Below are 20,475 nucleotides of genomic sequence, written 5' to 3'. Positions count from 1 at the left end.
GAGGCACACATGAACCGCATCCTGATCGTCGAGGACGAGGAACGCATCGCCTCCTTCGTCGAGAAGGGCCTGCGCGCCAACGGCTTCACCACGACCGTCGTCACCGATGGCGACGCGGGCTACGAGTACGCACTCAACGGCGGCTTCGACCTGATCGTCCTGGACATCGGGCTGCCCGCCCGCGACGGCTTCACCGTCCTGCGTGAACTGCGCGAGGCCCGCGTCACCACCCCCGTCGTCGTACTGACCGCACGCGACTCGGTGCGGGACACGGTGGCGGGCCTTGAGGGTGGCGCGGACGACTGGATGACCAAGCCGTTCCGCTTCGAGGAACTCCTCGCCCGGGTCCGGCTCCGCCTGCGTACGGCGGCCAGGGCGCCCGAGGTGACCGTCCTCAGGTCCGGCACGCTCACCCTCGACCTGCGCACCCGCCGTGCCCGCGCCGGAGAGCGGACCGTCGATCTGACGGCCCGTGAATTCGTCCTCATCGAACTGTTCCTGCGCCATCCCGGCCAGGTCCTCTCCCGCGAGCAGATCCTGTCCCACGTGTGGGGCTACGACTTCGACCCCGGCTCCAACATCGTGGACGTCTACGTGCGGGCGCTGCGCAAGAAGCTGGGGGCGGAACAGGTGGAGACGGTACGGGGGATGGGGTACCGGCTGCCGGTGTGAGGTCCCGGTGTACGGACGTATGCGTGCGGGGTGCGGGCGTAGGCGGGGAGGCGCCGCGGAGGCGTACGCCGGGGCCCGGTGGAGGTGTGTCGTCACCGTGTCCGAACGCCTGCCGAGCGCCCGCCACCAGGCAGCATGAAGTCTCTTTCATCAACGGCTCATCGAGGGCTCACCCCCCGCATGAACGCTCGATGATGTGACACTGAACCTCCGACTGACCGTGGGCCTGTGCCTGGCGCTCTCGCTGTGCGCCGCGCTGGCGGTCCCCGGCACCTTCCCCGGCCTGTCCGGCACCGCCCGGCTGACACTCGCCGTCTTCGCCCTGGCGACCTGTGCCTGGATCGCCACACCCATCGACGACACCTACATCGCGCTCGGCGCCGGGCTGGCGCTGACCGTGACCGGGGTGATCAGCAGCGAGACCTTCTTCGGCACCCTCGGCGACTCCACGGTGTGGCTGCTGATCTGCGCGTTCGTCCTGGCGGCTGCGGTCACCCGGACAGGGCTCGCCGGACGGGCGGCGGCGTTCCTCGTCGGCGGGGCGCGTTCCGTGCGGCAGCTGACCCATCTGACGACGGCCGCGGTGGTGGTCACCGCGTTCGCCGTCCCCGCCACGTCCGGCCGGGCCGCGCTCGCGCTGCCGGTGTTCCTGGCCCTCGCCAAGGCGCTCTCCGCGCACCGGCGGCTGGTCGTGATGCTGGCGCTGCTGTTCCCGACGGTCATCCTGCTGTCGGCGGTGGCCACCCTGATCGGCGCCGGGGCGCATCTGATCACCGTCTCCGTGCTGTGGGAGTCCACCGGCGAGCGGGTCGGGTTCACGCAGTGGCTGCTGCTCGGGCTGCCGCTGGCCGTCACGTCCTCGCATCTGGCGGCGGAGGTGGTTCTGCTCACCACGACCCGGCGCGCGGACCGGAAGCTGCCGATCGCGATCAGCGCGGAGGACATCCAGCGGCACACCGACGACCCGGTGACCGGCCCCTGGTCGCCCGCCGAGTCGCGCTGCGCGCTGCTTCTCGCGACGGTCGTTCTGCTGTGGTGCAGCGAGCCGTTGCACCAGGTGCCGCCCGCGCTGGTCGCGCTGATCGGCGCGGTGGTGGCGGCGTCACCGGCCCTCGGCACGGTGGGACTCAAGGACGCCCTCAAGACCGTGCCGTGGTCCCTGCTGATCTTCATGGCGGCGACGATGGCCATGGGTGTCGCGCTGTCCGACTCCGGTGCCGCGAAGTGGCTGGTGTCGGGGGTGCCGACCGGGGTGGGGCCGACGGTGTTCCTGGCCGCCGTGATCGTGGTCAGCACGTCCGCGCACCTGGTGCTGCAATCGCGGTCGGCGCGGTCGTCCGTACTGGTGCCGTTGGTGGTCGCGGCGGCCGTGGGCGTCGGGGTCAACCCCGTTGCCGCAGCTCTCGCGTCCACTGCCGCGGCGGGCTTCTGTCACACGCTGCCCGCGTCCGCGAAGCCGGTGGCGCTGTTCGCGGATGTGCCGGGCGTCGCCACGTACACACCTCGCGACCTGCTCAGACTCTCCGCTGTGCTGGGGCCGTTGACGGCCTTGTTGGTGCTGCTGTTCGCGCTGGTGGTGTGGCCCGTGCTGGGTGTGCCTCTGCGGTAGCGCCGTTCTCCGGTCCGTCGGACGCGGATCGATCCGTTGTGTGCGGACTGCGGGTCCGTGAGCTGTCCGACGGTCTCACCGTCGCCGGCCACGCGCGGAACCTCCGGGTCCCGCTGCTTCTACGAATGATCACGTCGAACCCCCCAGAAAGGCAGGGCATCCCTCATGCTCTCTCGTATCGTCGTCGCCCCGAGTGGGTTCAAGGAGTCGTTGTCGGCCCAGGCCGCTGCCGAGGCCATAGCGGCCGGCGTGCGGCGGGTACTGCCCGATGCGGAAGTCGATCTGATTCCGCTCGTGGACGGAGGTGAAGGCACGGCGCGTGCGCTGGCGTCGGCAGGCGGGGGGCGGCTGGTCGCGCTGTCGGCGACCGGGCCGCTCGGGGAGACCGTCGGGACGCACTTCGCCCTGCTGGACTCCGGTCGGACCGCCGTGGTGGAGATGGCGGCCGTGGCAGGGCTGTCACTGGTTCCGGCGAGTCTGCGGGACCCGGGCGTGACGACCACCTACGGCGTCGGTGAGCTGATACGGGCGGCGCTCGACGCCGGCGTACGGAAGATCGTGGTCGGGTGCGGGGACTCGGGAACCTCGGACGGCGGCGCGGGCGCGCTCCAGGCGCTGGGGGCGCGGCTCCTCGACGCCGACGGCTTCGAACTGCCCTCCGGTGGCGGCGAGTTGGTGCGGCTGCACCGGATCGATCCGTCCGGGCTCGATCCGCGGCTCGCCGGGACGGAGCTGCTGGTGGCGTGCAATCCGTACAACGTGCTGTGCGGCGAGCGGGGCGTGGCGCGGGTCTTCGGGCCGCAGAAGGGGGCGACCCCGGCGCAGGTCGAACGGCTGTCGAAGGGGCTGGAGAAGTGGGCGTACGTGCTGGAGCGCGACCTCGGGCTGTCGGGTGTCGATCTGCGGTCCGGGCCGGGGACGGGCGCCTCGGGCGGCCTTGGCGCCGGGCTCGCCGCGCTCGGTGCCCGGCTGCTGCCGCGCTTCGACGTGCTGCTCGACCATCTCGACCTCGACGCCCGGCTGGCCCGCGCCGATCTCGTACTGACCGCCGAGGGCGCCCTCGACGAGCAGACTCAGCGCGGCAAGGTCCCGGGTGAGGTGGCCCGCCGCGCCAAGCTCTACGACCGTCCCGTACTGGCGCTCGCCGGAACCCTCGGCACGGGCGCCCACGAGGTGCCGGGCGTGGACGCCTGCCATGGCATCCTGCCCGCGCCGATGGCGCTGGCCGAGGCGCTGGTACGGGCCGCGGAACTGCTCACCGACGCCACTGAGCGGGCGCTGCGGATGATCGTGCTGGGCTCCAGGCTGCCCGCTCAGGCTGCGGCGGAGGCACAACGTCCGTCGGCTGTGCGGTAGTTCCGGGGACGCCGAAGGTCAGTCCCCGAGCTGCCGGGCGCTGGCGTATATGGACTTGTACTCCAGGTAGTTGTCGAGTGCTTCGGGACCGAGTTCCCTTCCGATGCCGCTGTCCTTCATGCCGCCGAAGGGTGCGCCGAGGTCGAGGTTGTAGTTGTTGAGGCCGATCGTGCCGGTGCGGATGCGGCGGGCGACGGCCAGGGCGCGGTCCTCGTCCGCGGACCAGACGGATCCGGCGAGACCGTAGGCGGAGTCGTTGGCGATCCGCACGGCTTCGTCGTCGTCGGTGTACGGGATCACCGCGATGACCGGTCCGAACACCTCTTCCTGGGCGAGCTGGTCGCTGTTGTCGACGTCGGCGAAGACGGTGGGTTCGACGAACCAGCCGTGGTCGATGTCGGCCGGACAGCCGCCGCCGGTGACCAGCCTGGCGTTGGAGTTGCAGCCCACGTCGATGTAGTTGAGTACACGGTTGAGGTGGGCCTCGCTGGCCATGGGGCCGCAGGTGGTGGACGGGTCGAGGGGGTTGCCCAGGGTGAGACCTCTGGCGAACGACGCGACGGCGTCCACGACTTCGTCGTAGCGGGACCGGGGGGCCAGGATGCGCGACTGGGTTGTGCACGTCTGGCTGTTGTTCATGAAGGACGCGTTGTACAGCCCGGCGTGCAGGGTGTCGGTGTCGCCGTCGTCGAGGAAGATGGCGGCCGACTTTCCGCCCAGTTCCAGGGTGCAGCGGCGGATGAGCCGACCGCACTCCGCGCCGATGCTCCGGCCCGCCGCAGTGGATCCGGTGAAGGCTATTTTGTCGACGAGAGGATGGGACACCAGGGTGGACCCGGCGTCCCGGTCGGCGAGCACGATGTTCAGCACGCCGGGCGGAAGGCCGGCTTCGTCGGCGGCTTCACCGAGGACGTAGGCGTCGAGCGCGGTCTCCGGGGAGGGCTTGAGCACGATCGTGCAGCCGGCGGCCAGTGCGGGGGCGATCTTGAACATCGCCAGCGCCTGGGGGTAGTTCCACGGAACGATGGCCCCCACCACGCCGACGGGTTCGCGGCGCACGATCGTCGCCCCGGACGAACTGGGACGCACCGACTCCAGTGGAAAGTCCTCGATCAGGTCGGCGTACATCCGCAGCAGGCCTGCCGGGACGGCGCCGTTGAAGGGGTTGGAGAGGGTGATCGGCATGCCGTTCTCGCGGCTCACCAGCGCCGAGGTGGCTTCGGCGCGGGTGGACAGCGCGTCGGCGAAGCGCCGCATGACGGCGGCTCGTTCGGCGGCGGTGGTGTGTCCCCACGGGCCTTCGTCGAGGGCTGTGCGTGCGGCCCTGGCGGCCGCGTCGATGTCGGCTCCGGTGCCCAGGGCCGCGACGCCCAGTAGTTCGCCGGTGGCGGCCTCGATCGCCTGAAGTGTCTCGGCTCCATGGGGCTCGGTCCATTTCCCGTCGATGAAGAACCGGGTGCGGTCGAGTTCTGTCCGGAGTCCGGGCATGACGGTCATTGCTCCTCCATGGGGTGGGATGGTGCACGGCTCAGGGGTGTGTCGTCGGCGAGGCCGGCCAGTTCCTCGGCGTAGCGGATCGCCGGACCCGGGTCGAAGGAGCGGATCATCTGCAGCTTCTCCGCCTCAAGCGAGCCCTCGGCGTGGCTGTTGAGCGACATCTGGTAGCCGCCGAAATCGCGTACGGTCAGGTCGGCGACCAGATGGGCGATACGCAGTCGCCGCTCGCCGGGGACGGCGCCCGCGTAGTACTTCTCCAGCACCGGCCTGATCTCCGGGTCCGCCCAGTCCTCGGCGCCCGGTCCCGTGACCAGCAGCCCGCCTGCCAGGTCGACAAGGACGGCCGCCGCCTCGGGATAGCCGTGGGCGAAGGTGTACTTGGCGAGGTTCACCACGAGCGGATCGGGCCGCCACACACCGCGGTCATCGGGCTTGGCGCGGATGTCGGACAGTTCGGTGAGCCCGCGGACGGTCTCCGCCCACGACACCATCCGGGAGACTTTGTCGCGGACGTGACCTGCGCGGCTGATGCCGTTCGCCTCGGCGACGAGATGCGCGGCGCCGAGCATCAGGTCGAGGAAGGGCAGCTTGTAGTTGATCGCGGTGTGCCGGTGGAAGTCGACGAATGCCAGAGTCAGCGGGCCTGCCGTGGTCGGATTCCGTTCCAGGAAGACCCGTTCGCGGGGGATGCGGACGTCGTTGAAGACGGTCAGCGACTCCAGCATGCGGTGCTTGCTCGACAGCGGGAACTCGAAGGCGTTGCGCTGCCCGGCCGAGTAGGGGGAGACGTACAGGGTGAGACCCGGGGTGGCCGGCGGAATCGCGAAGGCGACCGCGTAGTCCGCGTCGTCGGGCCCCATGGCCCGGGTGGGGAGTACGAGGATCTCGTCGGCGTTGGGCGAGTACGTCGTCTGCGCCTTGGCACCGCGCACGGTGATCGAGTCCGCGTCGGAGTCGATGACCCGCAGATACAGGTCGGGGTCGGCCTGCCGGGACGGGGGCAGGGCACGGTTGCCCTTCGCGTCGGTCTGGGCGACCGCCAGCGCCAGATCCTCGTCCAGGCAGCGTCGGTGGAAGGCCCGCGCGCGCTCAAGCCCTTCGCCTTCGCAGGCCCGCAGAAGGGCGAACAGCGCGTCGCTGCCGACCTCTTTGAGGACGATCGCCCCCGCGCCGCGCCGGGAGATCTCCCGCAACAGGGCGCTGCGGGCGACGAGGTCCTCGCGGGATCGGGGCAGGTGGTAGAAGGCCGAGTACCCGTTCTTGACGGCGAGGTCCGGACGGTCGGTCGAGAGGGAGAAGCACAGTGCGCACCGGTCGGTGGCGGACCGGATGTCCGGCTCCTGTTCCACATCGGTTACCCGGCGGCCCCGGTAGACGATCGTGCGGTCGTCGGCGAGCCCCTTGCGGTACTGCTCTGCGGTGCGGATACCCACGGTGCTCCTTCGTGAAGTGCCGTTCGGCCCTGCTCGGTTTGCGGGGATCGTCAGGTGCTGCGCGCCTTGTGTCGCGGCGCGGGAGGTGCGGCCCCGTCGGTGGCCGGTGGTGTCGCGCACGCGGTTTTGAGTGCCTGGCGGTCGATCTTGTTGCTGCCGGTGCGCGGGATCTCGGTGACGATCTCGATGCGGCGAGGCCGATGCAGTCCCCGCAGTTCGGGTCGGGCCTCGCAGAAGTCGGCGATGTCCTGCGCGGTCACGTCCGGGCGGGCGGGCACCACGACGGCCGTGACCTGCTGGGTGAACCGCTCGTGCGGGGTCCCGATGACGGCGACCTCGGCGATCAGGGGGCACGCCTGCAAGTGGCCCTCGACCATCTGCGGGTAGATGTTCTCCCCACCGCTGATGATCATGTCGTCCATGCGCTCGACGTAGTACAGGTCGCCGCCGTCCCCCTGGCGGACCAGGTCGCCGGTACGGAACCAGCCGTCGACGAACCGTTCTTCCTCGACCTCCGGCAACCGCCAGTAGCCGGCTGCCACAGCGTCCCCGCGTACCTGGAGTTCGCCGACGCCGCCGGGGTCGGCGGGGCGTCCGGTCGCGGTGTCGGCGATCCGCCACTCGACGATCTGCTCCAGGGGTCGGCCCAGCGAGCCTTCCTGGCGCGGCCGGTCGGGGTGCTGGGTGATGGCGAGGCCGCTCTGTTCGGTCTGCCCGTAGGCGTTGACCGGCGTGACCCCGACCGCCTCGGTGAAGGCCCGCAACCGGGCCTCGGGCAGGGCCGAGCCGCCGATGCCGCAGATCCGCAAGGAGTCCAGCTTCCGCCGCCGGTTGCCCAGGTGGTTGACGATGTCGATCATCATCGTGGGCACCAGGGTGACGACCGTGGGCCTCAGCGCCTCGACGTCGTCCAGCCAGGCGGACACGTTCCAGCGGCGCACGGTGACGGTGCCTCCCGCCAGGAACAGCGGGAGAGCGGCCCAGCACAGTCCGCCGACGTGGAACAGCGGCGTGGCCACGAGACCGTGGTCGTCGGGTCCGATGCCCCACAGGTCCATGACCGCCTCGCACTCGGCCGCCACATTGCGGTGGGTCAGGCGTACGCCCTTGGGTACGCCCGTCGAGCCGCTGGTGTACATGAGCAGCGCGTCGTCGGTGTCCCGGCGGGGAACGGTGGTCTCCAGCCGGTCGCCTGCGATCACATCGCGGAACCGTACTCCCTTGCCGGGGTATGCGGCGCCGACGGTGACGACATGGTCCGCCGTGACCGAGTCGACGCTCTCCAGGAGGCGGTCGACCTCCGCAGCGAGCGTCACCAGCCATGACGCCCCCGAGTCGCGCACCGCGTGCGCGAGCGTCGATGCGGCGAACATGTAGTTCAGCGGTACGGCGACGCCGCCGGCCTTCCACACGCCCAGGAGCGCCGGCAGGTAGTCGGGCTCGTTGTGCAGGAACAGGCCGACCCGGTCGCCGGGGCGCACCCCGTTGCGGACGAGGTGGCCGGCGAAGGCCGACACGGTGTCGAGCAGCGCGCGGTAGTCGAGCGTGGCGGTGCCGCACCGCAGCGCCACGGTATCGCCGTGGCACCGGGCGACGCGTTCGAACGCGTTCAGGATGTTCATGGCCGCACTACCGGCGGGTGAAGCCGGGGTAGTCGGCGTCGATCTCTTCGTCGAGGGTGGCGAAGTAGTTGTTGGCACCGCCGTGGTAGTTCATCGCCACGATCGGCTTGCCCGGGATGTTGCCGCCGAGGAACCACGCATGGACGGAGGCGCCCTTCGCGAGAAGTGTTCCCTGAAGCAGCTCGGACATGAGGTTGGTCCACTTCTCGACCGCGTCCGGGGTGGGTTCGATGACCGTGTGCGCCTTGTCGCGCATCTCGGTGAGCGTCCGGCCGATCCATCGGACCGAGCGGTCGACGACGGCCGGGATGTTCGCGAACGGCACATGCGGCCCGTCGACCATGAACAGGTTCGGGAATCCGTCGACCATCGCGCCGAGGTTGGTCCGCGGCCCGTCCTTCCATGTGTCCATCAGGTGGGCGCCGTCACGACCGACGATGTCGAGGGTGTGATAGCTGCCTGTCACCGCGTCGAACCCGGTCGCGAAGACGATCACATCCACCGGGTACTCGGCATCGGCCGTGCGCAGGCCGTCCGGGACCACGTCCTCCAGCGGCTTCTCCGACACGTCGACCAGGGTGACGTTGTCGCGGTTGAAGGACTCGTAGTAGAGGGTTCCCAGCGGTGGTCGCTTCGCCAGCAGCGGGTACCTCGGGCAGAGCAGCTCGGCCGTGGCGGGGTCTTTGACGGTCTGCCGGATCTTGCCGCGCAGGAATTCACACACCAGCTCGTTGGTCTTCTCGTCGACCAGGACGTCGTCGAAGGTCTCGAACAGGAACTGGAAGTGGCCGATCCGGTAGCCGCGTTCAAGGATGTCCTGCTGTTCCCGCGGCGTGACGTCGCTCGCCACGCGGTGGGCCGAGTCGTAGGGCAGCGCGAAGTTCTGCGAGAACACCTTCTGCCAGATGGCGTCGTAGTCCGCGCGTATCTCGGCCCAGGTCTCCTCGTCCAGGGTGTGGTTGCGCGCCGGCAGCACCCAGTTGGGTGTGCGCTGGAAGACCGTCAGGTGCTCGGCCTGATCGGCGATGGCGGGCACGAGCTGCACACCGGTGGCACCGGTGCCGACCAACGCGACGCGCTTGCCTCGGAAGTCCACCTCCTCCTTGGGCCAGCGGGCGGACTGGTACCACTCGCCGCTGAAACCGTCGAGGCCGGGGAACGGGGGCCGGTACGGGTGCGAGGAGTGGCCGAGGCCGGTGATGAGGTACTGCGTGCGGTAAGTGGCGCCGCTGTCGGAGGTCACGACCCAGGTGTCGGTACTCTCGTCGAACACGGCGGAGGCGACATGAGTGTTGAACTGCATGTCCTTGCGCAGGTCGAACTTGTCGACCACGTGGCGCAGATAGCGCTCCACTTCGGGCTGGCTCGGGTAGCGCTCGCTCCACGACCACTCGTTGAGCAGGTCCTTGGAGAAGCAGAACGCGTACACCCACGCCTCGCTGTCGGTGCGTGCGCCCGGGTAGCGGTTCCAGTACCACGTACCGCCTACGTCGGAGCCCGTCTCAAGGACTCGGGCGGTCAGGCCGATCTGGCGGAGTTCGTAGAGAGTGCGGATACCGGCGAAACCGGCGCCGACAATGAGGGCGTCGAAGTCGACCGCGGACTCGCTCGCACCGCCGGACAACACGTCACTGTGAGCAGACATACTGACCTTCACCTTCCAGATACAGGGGCGCAGGTTCCAACCGGCCGTCAGTCGAGTCCGAGCCGGGGCCGCAACCAGGCTCCGATCGCGGCAATGGTGGCGTCGGCCTCGGGGGCCCTACCTGCCATGTAGATGTGCACGTGCTGCATGCCCTCATTGATGTCGAGGGTGGTGTCGGCCCCGGCCTTCGATGCCAGTGCGGCGAAGCGGACAGCGTCGTCCTGCAACATCTCGTGGGTGCCGCAGGACAGGTAGACGGGTGGCAGACCAGTGAGGTCCGCGTACAGCGGGTTGGCCAGTGGGTCCTTCACGGAGCCGTGCTCCCCCAGGTACATCGCGGCCTTGTCCAGCGGCAGCTTGGAGAGGATGGCGTCCTTGTCCCTGTTGGCCTCGATGCTTTCGCCCGTCGCTTCCAGGTCGTACGCGGGCGAGACGGCCACGATCGCCGCCGGGAGCGGCATGCCTGCGTCCCGCAGGGCGAGGACGGTGACCGTGGCCAGGTTACCGCCCGCGGAGTCACCCACCGAGGCGATGTGACCGGGGGTGTGTCCCTGGGCGAGCAGCCAGTGGTACGCGCCGACCGCGTCCTCGATCTGCGCGGGATAGGGGTGCTCGGGGGCGCGCCGGTAATCCAGTACGAGTGCCCGGACGCCCGCCGCCTTGGCCAGGTGTCCTGCCATCTTGCGGTGGCTGTCCGCCGAGTTGGTGACGAATCCGCCACCGTGCAGGTAGAGCAGCACACGGTCGGTGGCCGCGTCCAGCGGGTCGCACCACACGGCGCGGCAGGAACCCGCGGTGACCTCCTCGTACGTCACGTCCGTGGGTTCGGCGGCCCGTGCGTGCAGTTCCTCGAACAGGGCGCGCCGAGCGGGAAGCGGCATATCAGGGGTGGCGGCCATACGGTCTGCCATGTCCTGATAGTGCGCACGGAGCGCGTCGGACTCCGGGCTGGGCATCATGGCCTCCTTCTTGTTCGCCGTCTTCAGCGGCCACCTTGATCGAGGTGTCGTCCCCGCCGGTGCTGTGCCGGCATGGGTGCCGACATGTGTGCCCGCTTGCTGTGCTGCCGGTCGCCGTCCCTGCCACCGTCTCCTCGATCGCCGGCCAGGACGGTCGCGTTGTCCTGTCCGATCTCCGGGGCGGGGCGCGGGTCCGGTGGGCTGTAGCCCAGTAACCGCATGGGGAAGCCCTTGCGCAGCGGGGTGTCCAGGAACACCCGGCGGTTCCTGAACCGCGGATCCCGCTCCCGGTCGGCGGCGGTGTACACGGGTGCGCAGGGCACTCCCGCTTCGGTGAGCGCGCGTACGCACTGGGCTCGTGAGCGACGGACCGACCAGCGGGTGATCGCCTGGTCCACGTCGTCGGCGTGGTCCCGCCACCACTCATGAGACTGTTTCACCCAGCCGGGTCGGCCGAGGAGGGCGGCGAGGCCTGCGCGTTCGATGTCCTGGAGGCAGGCGATGGCCACCCAGCGGCCGTGGTCGGCGCACGGGTACAGATCGTGCGGTGTGCGCCCGGGGCGCCGGTTCCCCTCGGGTCCGGGGACCTGCCCGGTGTCCGCGTACTCGGCGATGCGGTCGGCCAGTGTCCAGCTGACCACCTCGCGCTGGGACACGTCCACGTGCTCGCCCCACTGGCGGAAGTGGAGGCAGTGGACGATCAGCCCGGCAGCCATCAGGGAGACCAGTTGGTCGGGGTAGTTCACGTCGGCCGAGGACCAGATGGGGCCGCCGCCAGGGTAGCCGGTCACCGAGGCCAGGCCCGACAGCAGGTCCAGTGTCGAGCCGTAGGACCGGCCGTGTGCGTCCGGCCCGGACTGGCCCTGGCTGGAGAGCGAGGCGAAGATCAGTCGCGGGTTGATCTCCCGCAGGGTTGCGTGGTCGATGCCCAGCCGCTCCGTGACGCCGACGGAGAAGTTCTCGACGAGTACGTCGGCATCTGCGACGAGTCCGGCCATCTCCGCGCGGTCCGCGTCGGACTTGAGATCGAGCGTGATGGCGAGCTTGCCCGCGTTGTTCGACGCGAAGAGCGGAGAGGTTCCGGTTCCGTCTGCCGCGCCGGGTCCGCTGGCCGACCATGCGCGGAACGCGTCGGGCCGATCCGGCGCCTCGATCTTGATCACCGTCGCGCCGTAGTCGGCGAGCAGGCGCCCGGTGGCCGCTCCGGCCGTGATGGTGCCCAGGTCCAGCACCACCACCCCGGCCAGCGGCGCGCTGTCGGACTCCGACGACCCACCGCGCCGAGCGCCTCGGGTGAGCGGCCGGTCCTCCTCGCCCGGCTCCGGGGATTCGGCGCCACGAGTAAGCCTCGCGGAGCGTGCGAGCGGGCCGACCGTCTGCGCCCGGCCTTCGGCGGTCTCGGCGAGGAAACCCCGGGCCCGGAACTGCGGGTCTGTGCAGAGGTCCGCGATGTCCGCGCTGTAGCCGAAGGGCAGGCCGAGCAGTTGTGCACGCCGGTAGATCTCCTGCTTGGGCAACTGGAGGGCCCACCGGGCGACAGCCGGCCACCATCGTTCGGGCTGCGCCGACCGTGTGGCCAGGTCCCGCAGCTCCGGATCCGCCAGGGCCGGGTCGCCGACGAGCGCGACCACCGAGTCCCACTGCTCCGGCTGGAAGATCACGCCGACCCATCCGTCGGCGGCGGGCACGATCCGCCACAGCCCGGTGCTCGCCCCGGTCCGTGCTGGCAGGCGTCCGTCGTGCGCGTAGCTGATGGTGCTCTTCCAGTCCATGTACGCGGCGACGTCGCACAGCGCGACGTCCACGACGTCGCCGCCCCGGCACAGGGCCAGCATCGCGCCGAAGAATCCGACGAACGCGGAGGCGTGCGCTGCCTGTTCCCCTCCGAGGCTCAGGGGCGCCCGATCCGGTTCTCCGATCATCCAGGCCAGGCCGCCGTAGCTCTCGGCGAGCAGGCTGTCCCCGTACGTGTCGGACCGGCTGTCGTCCAGGCCGTAGGGGGTGAGCCAGACCACGGTCAGGTGGGGCCATTTCGTACGCAGTTGGGCCGTCGACAGGCCGAGTGCCGCCGCCGTGTTCGGACCCGTGTCGATGATCAGGACGTCGGCGCCGGAGAGTTGCCGGAACAGCTCCACGCGGCCCGCTTCGGTCGCGGCGTCGATCGGCCGGCTCTGCTTGCCCGAGTTCAGCGCGGCGAAGGTGCGGCTCGTTCCGCCCTCGCCCAGCGACGCATGCGTGCGGAGTGGGCCGCCGCCTGGCGGCTCGCATCGGAGCACGTCGTGGCCGAGGGCGGCGAACAACTGGCCGCAGGCCTGGCCCGCGACTCCGGTCGTCAGTTCCACCACTCGCAACGTGGCCTGCGACGTATCGGCGTGCGTACGCCGGGACCGTTCCCCTTCGTTCATGACGCCCCTTCGGCGGAGGGGCCGCGCACGGCTCGCCGGTGCAGGGCCTGGCCGTCGTCCAGGACGTGGGAGCGGACCTGGATCTGTGCCCTGACGCTCTCCCCGTAGCGCAGTGCGGCGGTCCAGTCGGAGAGGTGGGTCGGGACGTGGTGCAGTGCTCGCTTCGACCAGTCGAGGGTGACCGCGTCGTACCGCGCGATCCGGCGGGCCAACTCCACTGCGGTCCCTTCCAGTTGATCGGCGGGCACCGCCTGGTTCACCAATCCCCATTCGGCTGCTGTCCGACCGGTGATCCGGTCCGCGGTGAGAACCATCCAGGCGGCCCGTTTGGGGCTCAGCCGCAGTTGGGTGGAGGGGCCGGCCAGGCCCGGGTAGATTCCGAAGCCCACCTCCGGCATCCCGATGGGGGCGTCCTCGGCGGCGACCGCCAGGTCACTCGCATTGATCAGGGTGAGCCCGCCGCCGAGTGCGGAGCCGTTGACGGCGGCGATGACGATGGCGGGGTGGTCGTGGATCCGCTGCTGCACCGTCAGCCAGTTGGAGTGGCGGCCCGGCAGTTCCGAGTCCGCGTAGGGCCCGTCCTCGGCGGCCTCTTTGAGGTCCATCCCGGCGCAGAACGCGGGCCCCGCACCGGTGAGTACGATCGCCTTGGCCGTGCCTTCGCAGGTGTCCAGTACGTCCAACAAGGCTGTGCGAGCGGCGCGGTTCATCGCGTTGCGTTTCTCGGGGCGGTTCAGGGTCACCCGCGCGACACCACCACCCAGGTCCTCGTGCCGCACGAGTTCTTCGGCTGCTGCCCGGCCCATCACGGCTCCTTTCGTCGCGGCCCTTTTCGCCCCGGCCCCTCTCATCGCGGCCCCTCTCATCACGGCTCCTTGGCCGGATCGAGCGCGAACTTCAGCACCGCCCGCCCGGTCGGGTCCGGCTCGAAGACCGCCCGTACGGGGTGGTCCAGCCACTTCTCGGGCGGCTCACCGACCAGGTGGCTGATCACGCAGGGCCCTTCGGTGAGCTTGATGAAGGCCACCGTGTAGGGCGTTTCGTCGGCGTACGCGGCCAGGTAGCGCTGGTGAATCCGGGTCCACGACCACAGTCGGCCCGTCCCGCCGGTCGCCTTCCAGGTGAAGGTGTCGGACAGGCACCGGGGACACACCGGGGCGTCAGGGAAGCGGTGGCTGCCGCAGGTGTCGCACACCTGGAGGCGCAGCTCGCCTTCGGCGCAGCCGTCCCAGAAAGGCTGGTTCGTCGGGGTGATCGCCGGCAGCAGGTCGGCATACGCTTCGACCTTCATTCCCCACCTCACCTGTCCACGGTCAGCACATGGGAGGTCACGATGGGCGAGGCGCACATGTACTGCACCGATGCGCAGTCGGTGACTTGTCGCTCGCCTGCCTCGCCACGGATCTGCCGCACCGCCTCCACATGCAGCGCGAACCCCTGCATATAGCTCTCGCTGGTGTGGCCGCCCGAGGTGTTCAGTGGCCGCGGCCCCTCCCGGTGGATCCGGCCGTCCCGCACCCACTCCCACGCGGTTCCTTGAGGGGCGTGCGCGAAGCCTTCCAGGGTGAACAGGATCGTGGGCAGGAAGTTGTCGTACACCTGCATGCAGTCGATCTGCTCGGGCCTCAGCCCTGTCTGGCCGTAGAGGCGGCCGGCCACGTCATCGCAGGCCGAGTAGAAGAAGTCCTCACTGGTGTAGTAGTTGGTCAAATTGCTCATGCCCGCCGTCCCGGCGACCCGTACCGGCGGCTTCCGCATCGACCTCGCGCGCTCCAGCGAGGTGACGATGAAAGCGACTCCGCCGTCATTGATGATGCAGTAGTCGAGTTTGCGCAGCGGCTCGGAGACATAGCGCGCGGACAGGTATGCGTCGCGGTCGATTTCCTGCTGGAAGACCGCCACCGGGTTGCGTGCCGCATTGCGCCGGTTGTTGATGGCCAACGCCGCCAGTCCGTCGTCCGGGACGCCGTACATCTCCCGGTACCGCTGGTACATGAGCGCGACGTAGGCGCCCGGCGATGTCATCCCGTACATCGTGTCGTAGCCGGCGGTGGGGCCGGCCTCTTCGCCGCCGTAGGTGAGCCTGGCCGAGCGCCCGTTCGTGGCGTAGACGCAGGCGACCACGTCGGCGAGGCCGGAGCGCACCAGTGCGCAGGCTTCCTGCAGAGCGATGCCGCTCATGCGGCCACTGCCTTCGAGGTCGTGCACGAACCGTACGTTGTGCATGCCGAGCACGTCGGCCATGCGGCCGTACTTGAGGTTGGTGCACAGCAGGCCGTCGACCTCGCGCTTGTCGATCCCGGCGTCCGTCAATGCCTCGCGAAAGGCGCCGGCCGCCAGGCTGTAGAGATCGCGAGGTGTGTCTTTGTTCGCATACATTTCCTGGAAGTTGGACTGACCAACGCCCACTACAGCCACGTCGGCTATGCTCCCGGACATTTCACCCCTTAGTCGCCGCGACAACCGCGTACGTACGTCACTGATCTGTGCGCGTCACCGATCCCGCGCACCGCATTCGAAGCGAGGGTGCGAGTAGGTGGAACGGGGCCGGGAGTTACGACTTGTGTTCCATCAGTTCGACGGCTTCCAGCGCCGCCTTGGCCGCCGCCTGTACGTGACGGCGCGAGGCTTCCGCGGCTCGCTCGGGTTGGCGTCCCTTGATTGCCGCGGTCAGGTCCAAGTACTCCTGGAAGGACTGCTCCTTGCGGCCGGGAACGGTCACGGAGAGGCTGCGCAGGGCGTGGATCCGTACGTGGAGGGCTCCCAGTGACGACTTCAGCAGGGAGTTCCGGGCACCGTCGAGCAGCATCTCGTCGAACTCGAAGATCGCCTTCAGTCGCCCCTCCTTGGGGGCAGCGGGCTTGACCTTCTCGACCAGCGCGGCCACTTCCGCGTCGGTGGCCCTGATGGTGAACAGCTCGGCCGCCTTGGACTCCAGCGCCTCGCGCATCTCGTAGATGTCCCGGACCTCGTCACGGCCCAGCAGGGACACCCGTACACCCCGGCTCGGCGACGCCTCGACCAGTCCCAGCGTCTGGAGGTGCCGCACCGCTTCCCGGATCGATGTCCGGCTCACGCCGGTCAGCTCCATGAGTTCGCGCTCGGTGAGCCGGCGACCGGGGGGCAGCAGGCCCTCCGCGATGGCCTGGCACACCCGTCGCACCACACGTTCCGGGATCGACTCGGTCGGCCGGTCGATGAGCAGATCGAGCTTCTCGGTTGCCATACGTCCCTCATAACTTTGTCTGACGTAATTCATCGTACGACTGGCTGTTCGCAGGGTCAACCGATCGGCGGCGTTGGATCCGGTCCCTCTCGGCTCACGAGTCGGCCAGCAGCTCCATGAGGTGCGCCGCCCTGATCAGGATCCGGCGCTCCGCGGGCGAGAGGTGCTTGGCGATGACCTCCCCGAGCCATGCCTCACGGACGGCAGGGATACGGGAGAGGAGTTCGCGCCCCTCGGCGGAGATGGAGATGAGCGTCTTACGGCCGTCCGTCGTGTGCGGCGCGCTGTTGATGAGCCCCTCCCGGCGCAACGCGGCCACCGTCTCCCCCATCGACTGGGGGCGCACGTGTTCGGCGGCGGCCAGTTGACTGACCGTCGTGGGGGCCTGGTCGGCGATCCGCCGGAGGGTGTTGAGCTGTGACCACGTCCAGCGGGCTTCGCTGGGCGCGGATTCGGCTCGTAGTCGCGCGCGCAGTCGGCTCATCGCGGACGGGAGCTCGTGTGCGACGTCGGGGGGAAGTGGTGCCGTCATGAGCGGGCCGTGCCTTCCCGCCCCACGGGTGACGCGGGGGGCTTGCCGGCGATCCGGGGCTTGTCGGTGATCATCGACGGATCATTCGGGAGATGCGCCGTCCCCGACCGCCCGGCATCCGCCCAGCGGCGGGAAGTCGTGGCGGCGCCCGCCGAGGCCGGCGCACGTCACCTGCGCCGGCGGTCGACCCTCTTGCGTAATCCTGACGACATGAGATAGACATATCAAGTGTGCTCGGCCATGTCTAGTAGACAGGTTGATATCGAGCGAGAGAGTGGCCGGGTGTGCCTGCGGATACAGCAGATACCACAGGGAGTAGTCGCGCGACGAAGGAGCACTCGTATGCCCCTGTCAGTGGAAACACCCGACCCCGATCGGCCCGTAGGCCGTGATCACCCGTCGCTGGACGCCATCAAGGGGATCCCGGTCATCGACGTGGACACACATCTCACCGAGCCCGGTGACCTGTGGACGTCCAGGGCGCCGACGAAGTACAAGGACCTCGTGCCGCGTGTGTCGTTTCTGGACGGGGCCGACTTCTACACCACGATGGGCTGGACCAGGGACAGCGACAAGCCGTCGCCGGTGTGGGTGGTCGAAGAGGACATCGCCCTGGGATTCGCCGGTGGCGGCAGTGTCATCAACAAGGACAACGAGAAAGTCAAAGGCTCGGAGTTCATCAAGTGGCCGCTGACCGATGTGTCGCCGGGTGCGACCTTCGTCGAACCGCGGCTGGAGATGATGGACGACGTCGGTGTCCTGGCCCAGATCGTCTACCCGAACGCGGTCGGCTTCGGGGGCCAGGGCTTCGCGAAGATCAAGGACCCGGAGCTTCGCCTGCTGTGTCTGACCATCTGGAACGACGTCATGGTCGAGATGCAGCAGCAGTCGGGGGGCCGGCTGTTCGGCATGGGGATCGTGCCCTGGTGGGACATCGACCTGGCGGTGGGAGAGGTCGAGCGCATCCACTCGCTGGGCATCCGGGGTGTCAACCTCAATGCCGACCCGCAGAACCAGGGACTGCCGGAGCTTTCGGACTCGTACTACACGCCGATGTGGGACGCCATCTCCGCCCTCGACCTGCCGGTGAACTTCCACATCGGCGCCAGCGTCTCGCAGACGAGCTACAGCGGCACCGGTCCGTGGCCGTCGATGACCAACGACCAGAAGATCGCCGTCGGCTCCTCGCTGATGTACATGTCGAACTCCCGGATCATCACCAACTTCATCTACTCCGGACTGCTGGACCGCCATCCCAAGCTCAAGGTCGTCTCCGTCGAGTCCGGTGTCGGCTGGCTCCCGTTCCTTCTCACGGCCCTGGACTACCAGGCCGACGAGAACAACGTCGACAACCTCAAGCTCAAGCCCTCGGACTACTTCCGGCGCCAAATCTATGGCTGCTTCTGGTTCGAGGAGGGCGAACAGATGATGCAGGACGTGGAGCGCGTCGGTGTCGACAACTGCATGTTCGAGACCGACTTCCCCCACCCGACCTGCCTCTACCCCCAGCCTCTGCACGGCATCGCCAAGACCTTCGCCGACACCGACGCTCCGTGGGAGACCCGCAGGAAGCTCCTCGGCAGCAACGCCGCCAGGGTCTACAACATCGACCTGCCCGACCACGTCTGACCCGCACCACCCCCGGCCGGTCCGGTGTCCGGCCGGGGCACCCACGCACACGGCGCGACAACGTGTGACGCCATCGATGGAGGTCCCGAATGAGTTCCCAGCCCTCCCACCTGTCCGCGCCAGGGCACATCGCCGGCCTGGTCGACGGCTCGATCACGCTCCAGCGGGACAGCAGCGGTGGCCTCTCACTGACTCTCGGGCCGACCGGACCGACGGCCGGGCGCGACGGCGCCGTCATTGAGATCGGACTCACCGTCGAAGCGGCATCGCAATTGTCCCGCCTCCTGCTCGACCGCGACGGGAGCGCACTTGATCTGCCGTGCCAGGTCGGGGTCCGCACACAGTGGGCATAGCTGTCGGACAGACCCCGGTGCGCGATCGACCAGGTCTTCCGTGCCCGCGTCGGCACCGCCGCCGCACCACCTCGGACGCCCTCGAATTGGTTTGCCTCCGGCCGATCCGGTCGGATAGAAAGCCGGCATGCTAAAGGGCACCAAGGTCGGGCTGAGAGCCCGGCACGAGGACGACATCCCGGTCCTGCTGACCGAACTGTACGACGACGTGGTCAACGGCTCGCGGGCCGAAGGCGGTCCGTGGCGGCCGATCACGCCGGGTTCGAAGGACCCGCGGCTCGTGGGGGACGACAACAATCCGGCGGTCGTCCCGTTCTCCGTGGTGGAGTTGGACGGCGGCACGCTGGTCGGCACCGCGACCCTGTGGGGCATCGACAACCACAACCGCTGCGCGCACATCGGACTGGGGCTGCTGCCGTCCGCGCGCGGCAAGGGCTACGGCACTGACGTCGTCGCGGTGCTCTGCCACTACGGATTCGTCGTACGCGGCCTGCAACGCCTTCAGATCGAGACGCTGTCGGACAACACCGCGATGCTGCGCTCCGCCGAACGCAACGGCTTCGTCCGCGAGGGTGTGCTGCGCTCCTCCGCCTGGGTGCTGGGCGAGTTCCTGGACGAGGTGCTGCTCGGACTCCTCGCGCAGGACTGGAACCGGGACGCGTAGGACCAGGTTGCCGCCTGCGGTCAGAGGGCCGGAGCGGCCGACATGGACGGCCGGGGACCAGGACGCCGGCATTGCCCCACAGGGGCCGGCCCGCCCGCGCTCCGCCGTGTACGGTCCGGGCGGTGCCCCCTCGTGGGGATCGTGCTCACACCGATGTGTCGCTCAGTTCGTGGAGCCACAGGTCCCATACACGGTCGATGACCCCGTCGACTGTCGCAGCCACAGTGCGCGCCTCGTCCGGAGGCTGGTAGGTGACCGGGCCGAGTGCGAGGGACTGGAGTTGGATTCGGGCGTTCTCCGTCGCGTAGACGGCGCGGTAGACCGCCTGTCTCAGCGATTCGCCGACGACCGACACACCGTGCCAGCGCATCAGCACCAGCGGTGCCGTGCCAAGTGAGGTGGCGAGTTCGTCGCCGGCTTCCGGTGTGTCGATCAGCTTCCCGGTCGGGACACCGCCGACCTCGAACCCCGGTGCGCCCTCCCCAAGGAACGCGCTCGCGTGGAGCAGAGGCAGCAGTTGGGTGTCGGTGACCGTGAAGGGGATCAGGTCGGGTGCGTGGCTGTGCACCACCGCGGCCACGTCCGGGCGTGCACGGTAGATACCGGAGTGGATGTGGCGTTCCAGGTAGGTGTTCTCGCCGGTGATGCTTTCGCCGGTGGCGACGTCGAGTTCGAGCACGTCGCCCCGGGTGACGAGGGCCGGCGCGAGGGGGCGGGCCAGCAGAAAGCGGTCGGGCCTGCCGGGTGCGCGCACGCTCACGTGGCCCCACCCGTCGACGACTCCTCTGGCCGCCAGGATCCGGTTGGCCGTCACGAGTTCCGCGAACTCCGTGCCGAACGGGCCGGCGTCGGTCACAGTGGCTCCTTCGGAAC

Annotated in this window: 18 protein-coding genes; 6 read left to right on the top strand and 12 right to left on the bottom strand. The window is 69.3% G+C overall.

The features are described 5' to 3' along the window. Positions 1-9 precede the first annotated feature (9 nt). The 3 genes from ACIQNU_RS17740 to ACIQNU_RS17730 all read left to right on the top strand — a co-directional run bounded on the left by ACIQNU_RS17740 (position 10) and on the right by ACIQNU_RS17730 (position 3,637). Positions 10-672 (top strand): response regulator transcription factor, encoded by a 663-nt coding sequence (locus ACIQNU_RS17740; protein ID WP_401366886.1) that lies wholly within the window; start codon positions 10-12, stop codon positions 670-672. Positions 673-868: 196 nt separating this feature from the next. After that, positions 869-2,281: an SLC13 family permease gene (locus ACIQNU_RS17735; protein ID WP_401366884.1), complete on the top strand. Its 1,413-nt coding sequence runs from the start codon at positions 869-871 to the stop codon at positions 2,279-2,281. Between the two features lie 165 nt (positions 2,282-2,446). Beyond that, positions 2,447-3,637 carry a glycerate kinase gene (locus tag ACIQNU_RS17730; protein WP_401366882.1) on the top strand — a complete coding sequence of 397 codons (1,191 nt, stop codon included), beginning with the start codon at positions 2,447-2,449 and terminating at the stop codon, positions 3,635-3,637. An 18-nt stretch (positions 3,638-3,655) separates the two neighbouring features. Here ACIQNU_RS17730 and ACIQNU_RS17725 read toward each other — a convergent pair whose 3' ends face one another. The 11 genes from ACIQNU_RS17725 to ACIQNU_RS17675 all read right to left on the bottom strand — a co-directional run bounded on the left by ACIQNU_RS17725 (position 3,656) and on the right by ACIQNU_RS17675 (position 16,908). Next, a complete protein-coding gene (locus ACIQNU_RS17725; RefSeq protein WP_401366880.1) occupies positions 3,656-5,134 on the bottom strand; it encodes an aldehyde dehydrogenase in 1,479 nt (492 codons plus the stop codon). Further along, a complete protein-coding gene (locus ACIQNU_RS17720; RefSeq protein WP_401366879.1) occupies positions 5,131-6,567 on the bottom strand; it encodes a 4-hydroxyphenylacetate 3-hydroxylase N-terminal domain-containing protein in 1,437 nt (478 codons plus the stop codon). Before ACIQNU_RS17720 ends, ACIQNU_RS17725 begins: the two co-directional genes overlap by 4 nt. A 50-nt stretch (positions 6,568-6,617) precedes the next feature. After that, a complete protein-coding gene (locus ACIQNU_RS17715; RefSeq protein ID WP_401366877.1) occupies positions 6,618-8,189 on the bottom strand; it encodes a class I adenylate-forming enzyme family protein in 1,572 nt (523 codons plus the stop codon). A 7-nt stretch (positions 8,190-8,196) separates the two neighbouring features. Then, on the bottom strand, positions 8,197-9,834 hold the full coding sequence (locus ACIQNU_RS17710) for a flavin-containing monooxygenase (protein ID WP_401366875.1): 1,638 nt from the start codon (positions 9,832-9,834) through the stop codon (positions 8,197-8,199). A 47-nt stretch (positions 9,835-9,881) separates the two neighbouring features. Next, positions 9,882-10,745, bottom strand: coding sequence for an alpha/beta hydrolase (locus ACIQNU_RS17705; RefSeq protein WP_401366873.1), 864 nt, complete (start codon positions 10,743-10,745; stop codon positions 9,882-9,884). A 71-nt stretch (positions 10,746-10,816) separates the two neighbouring features. Next, the gene (locus tag ACIQNU_RS17700) at positions 10,817-13,198 is read right to left on the bottom strand and encodes a CoA transferase (RefSeq protein WP_401366871.1); all 2,382 of its coding nucleotides are present in this window, start codon (positions 13,196-13,198) and stop codon (positions 10,817-10,819) included. Next, positions 13,195-14,004 carry an enoyl-CoA hydratase/isomerase family protein gene (locus ACIQNU_RS17695; RefSeq protein ID WP_401366870.1) on the bottom strand — a complete coding sequence of 270 codons (810 nt, stop codon included), beginning with the start codon at positions 14,002-14,004 and terminating at the stop codon, positions 13,195-13,197. Before ACIQNU_RS17695 ends, ACIQNU_RS17700 begins: the two co-directional genes overlap by 4 nt. 59 nt (positions 14,005-14,063) lie before the next feature. Further along, complete coding sequence (locus tag ACIQNU_RS17690) at positions 14,064-14,489, bottom strand: Zn-ribbon domain-containing OB-fold protein (protein ID WP_401366868.1); 426 nt, start codon at positions 14,487-14,489, stop codon at positions 14,064-14,066. A gap of 8 nt (positions 14,490-14,497) precedes the next feature. Continuing rightward, positions 14,498-15,637 carry a thiolase family protein gene (locus tag ACIQNU_RS17685; protein WP_401366867.1) on the bottom strand — a complete coding sequence of 380 codons (1,140 nt, stop codon included), beginning with the start codon at positions 15,635-15,637 and terminating at the stop codon, positions 14,498-14,500. 115 nt (positions 15,638-15,752) lie between these two features. Next, positions 15,753-16,424, bottom strand: a complete 672-nt coding sequence (locus ACIQNU_RS17680; RefSeq protein WP_401366865.1) for a GntR family transcriptional regulator — start codon at positions 16,422-16,424, stop codon at positions 15,753-15,755. A 94-nt stretch (positions 16,425-16,518) separates the two neighbouring features. Further along, positions 16,519-16,908, bottom strand: a complete 390-nt coding sequence (locus tag ACIQNU_RS17675; RefSeq protein WP_401366863.1) for a MarR family winged helix-turn-helix transcriptional regulator — start codon at positions 16,906-16,908, stop codon at positions 16,519-16,521. 390 nt (positions 16,909-17,298) lie between these two features. Here ACIQNU_RS17675 and ACIQNU_RS17670 point away from each other — a divergent pair, with 390 nt between their 5' ends. The 3 genes from ACIQNU_RS17670 to ACIQNU_RS17660 all read left to right on the top strand — a co-directional run bounded on the left by ACIQNU_RS17670 (position 17,299) and on the right by ACIQNU_RS17660 (position 19,602). Next, positions 17,299-18,585, top strand: coding sequence for an amidohydrolase family protein (locus ACIQNU_RS17670; protein WP_401366861.1), 1,287 nt, complete (start codon positions 17,299-17,301; stop codon positions 18,583-18,585). Between the two features lie 89 nt (positions 18,586-18,674). Next, positions 18,675-18,938, top strand: a complete 264-nt coding sequence (locus ACIQNU_RS17665; RefSeq protein ID WP_401366860.1) for a hypothetical protein — start codon at positions 18,675-18,677, stop codon at positions 18,936-18,938. A gap of 127 nt (positions 18,939-19,065) precedes the next feature. After that, positions 19,066-19,602 carry a GNAT family N-acetyltransferase gene (locus ACIQNU_RS17660; RefSeq protein ID WP_401366858.1) on the top strand — a complete coding sequence of 179 codons (537 nt, stop codon included), beginning with the start codon at positions 19,066-19,068 and terminating at the stop codon, positions 19,600-19,602. Between the two features lie 145 nt (positions 19,603-19,747). Here the strand turns inward: ACIQNU_RS17660 and ACIQNU_RS17655 are convergent, their stop codons facing one another. After that, on the bottom strand, positions 19,748-20,458 hold the full coding sequence (locus ACIQNU_RS17655) for a class II aldolase/adducin family protein (protein ID WP_401366856.1): 711 nt from the start codon (positions 20,456-20,458) through the stop codon (positions 19,748-19,750). Positions 20,459-20,475: the final 17 nt, after the last annotated feature.

Origin of the sequence: Streptomyces sp. NPDC091292 (assembly GCF_044757265.1) — a bacterium.
In the GTDB taxonomy this organism is placed as follows: Bacteria; Actinomycetota; Actinomycetes; order Streptomycetales; family Streptomycetaceae; genus Streptomyces.
Note: the sequence above shows the minus strand (reverse complement) of the source record. Positions and strands in the feature narration are given on the sequence as shown.